The 2,613-nt window shown below is 66.1% G+C and carries 3 protein-coding genes; 2 read left to right on the forward strand and 1 reads right to left on the reverse strand.

The window, feature by feature from the left end; genetic code table 11:
• Positions 1 to 235: hypothetical protein (locus EB084_23410; protein NDD31209.1), on the reverse strand; the 235-nt coding region annotated here is incomplete at its 3' end.
• 72 nt (positions 236 to 307) lie between these two features.
• Here EB084_23410 and EB084_23415 point away from each other — a divergent pair.
• Both EB084_23415 and EB084_23420 read left to right on the forward strand, forming a co-directional pair.
• A complete protein-coding gene (locus EB084_23415) occupies positions 308 to 1,450 on the forward strand; it encodes a PilT/PilU family type 4a pilus ATPase (protein NDD31210.1) in 1,143 nt (380 codons plus the stop codon).
• A 141-nt stretch (positions 1,451 to 1,591) separates the two neighbouring features.
• Positions 1,592 to 2,613: type IV pilus twitching motility protein PilT (locus EB084_23420; GenBank protein NDD31211.1), on the forward strand; the 1,022-nt coding region annotated here is incomplete at its 3' end.

Raw genomic sequence — 2,613 nt, forward strand, 5'->3', positions numbered from 1 at the left:
CGAGCACGCGCTTGATGAAGGGGATGCGCGCCTTGTGGTCGTGATCGAGGGTGAAGCTCGACAGCGCGAGGTCGCCGTGGCGCACGTAGGTGTAGCTCTCCGACGAGAAGTCGCAGCTGTGGATGGGGGTGCGCGCCAGGGCGTATCCCCCCAGGGCCGCCACCAGCATCAAGAAGCACAGGCTTGCCTTCGCGAGGCCCGCCGCACACGAGACTCGGCTCCTCATCGCGTTCATCACCAGGCCTCCGCATCAGGCGCGGGTTTCGCGCCGCGCGCCGGTCCGCACGGTTCAGGTCGCCCCCCGTGGATTCCTTCTCTCGGGGTGACGAGGGCGCAAGGGAGCCGTCGCGCCGTGCGTCGAACCCTGCGGGCCACCCTCGACCACTACCTGAGCCGCATCCTCGAGATCGGCGCCTCCGACTTCCACCTGTCATCGGAGTGCGTGCCCCTGGCACGGCTCCACGGCGGCCTCGTCAGCCTCGACGACCAGATGCTCTCGGCGGCTGACGTCACGTCGTTCGTTCGTCTGCTGCTCGACGATGACGACTGGGCCAGCTTCAACGAGCGCAAGAACATCGACTTCTCGTACGAGACACGTCTGGGCGGAGCCCTGCGGCGGTTTCGCTGCAACGTCTACATGCAGGGGCTTGGGTTCAGCGTGGTCATGCGCGTCATCCCCATCGAGATCCCCCGCTGGGAGGCATGCGGCCTGCCCGCCTCGGTAGTCGAGCTGACGCGCTTCAGCCAGGGGCTCGTGCTCGTAACAGGGGCCACCAGCTGCGGCAAGTCGTCCACCCTGGCCGCCCTGCTGCGCTACATCAACGAATCGCGACCCGTGCACATCATCACCATCGAAGACCCCATCGAGTACGTGCACCCCTGCGAGAAGGCGCTGGTGCACCAGCGACAGGTGGGCACCGACGTCGACAGCTTCCAGAGCGCGCTGCGCGGCGCCCTGCGCGAAGATCCGGACGTGATCATGATCGGCGAGATGCGCAGCCTCGAGACCACGCAGCTGGCCATCACGGCCGCCGAGACAGGCCACCTCGTGCTCGCCACCATGCACACCAACAGCGCCGCGAAGACCGTCGACCGCATCATCGACGCTTTCCCCGTCGACCAGCAGCCCCAGATCCGTCTCATGATCAGCGAATCGCTGCGCGGCATCATCGCCCAGCAGCTTGTGCCCCGCCTCGACGGCCAGGGGCGCGTGCTGGCCTGTGAGGTGCTGCACATGATCCCGTCCATCTCGCACATGATCCGCGAGGGCCGCACCTTCCAGATCACGTCGGTGCTGCAGACCCACTCGAGCTACGGCATGTGCTCGATGGATCAAGCCCTGGCCCATCTCTACATCAACGGAGTCATCAGCGAGACCGAGTGCCGCGCCCGCTCGGTCGACCAGACGCTGCTCGAGACCCTGCTGGCCGAAGCCAACAAGAAGGGATAGGCACCCACCGTGAAGCGCAAAGCCCCCCCCGGACTCCCCCCTTGGGTCGCCGAGGCCGCACGCGAGCTTGCCGCCGAGCAGGCTGGTCTGAAGTCAGGGTCTCGCGACATCGAGCTGCCCGCTGAGTACACCCTCCCCGATCTGCTCACCGCGGTGTTCGCCCACGAGGCCTCCGACCTGCACCTCTCGGTCGGGCAGCCCCCCACCTACCGGGTGCACGGAGACCTGGTACGCGCCCAGGCTCCTCCGCTCACGCAGGAGCGCGCCCAGAAGATGCTGCTCCCCATCATCACCGAAGACCAGCGCAACAAGTACCTTGACGTGGGCAGCCTCGACTTCGCCTACGACTTCAACGGACAGGCCCGCTTCCGCGGCAACTTCTTCGATCACTACCGCGGCATGGGGGCGGTGTTCCGCGTCATCCCATCGGCCGTTCCGCGCCTCGACCAGCTGGGGCTTCCGCAGGTCATCACCCGGGTCGCCAATCTGCGCTCCGGCTTCGTGCTCGTCACCGGCCCCACCGGCTCCGGCAAGTCGACCACGCTGGCGGCCATCATCAACCACATCAACATGACGCGAAACGCGCACATCATCACCATCGAAGACCCGGTCGAGTTCGTCCACCCCCGCATCAAGTGCCTCATCGACCACCGCGAGGTGGGACAGCACGCCACCTCGTTCTCCGACGCGCTCATGTCGTCGCTGCGTGAAGACCCGGACATCATCCTCGTGGGCGAGATGCGCGACCTCGACACCATCTACAACGCCATCAAGGCAGCCGAGACCGGCATTCTCGTGTTCGCCACCCTGCACACCAACACCGCGCCCAAATCAGTCGACCGCATCGTCGACGTCTTCCCCGCCCGCCAGCAAGATCAGATCCGCACCATGCTGGCCGAATCGCTCAAGGCGGTGGTGTCGCAGCAGCTCGTGAAGCGCGCTGATGGCCTGGGACGCATCGCAGTGCACGAGATACTGCTGTGGACGCCGGGGTTGTCGAACCTCATTCGTGAGGGCAAGTCATCGCAGTTCGGGAACTTCATCCAGATGGGGCGCAACTCAGGCATGCAGTCGCTCGACGGCGATCTACGACGCAACGTGGAGCTCGGCATCATCAGCCTCGCCGCGGCGCGAGAGCGCGCCCAGGACCCGGACAACCTCGA

The sequence above is a fragment of the Pseudomonadota bacterium genome (genome assembly GCA_010028905.1).
GTDB lineage: Bacteria > Vulcanimicrobiota > Xenobia > RGZZ01 > RGZZ01 > RGZZ01.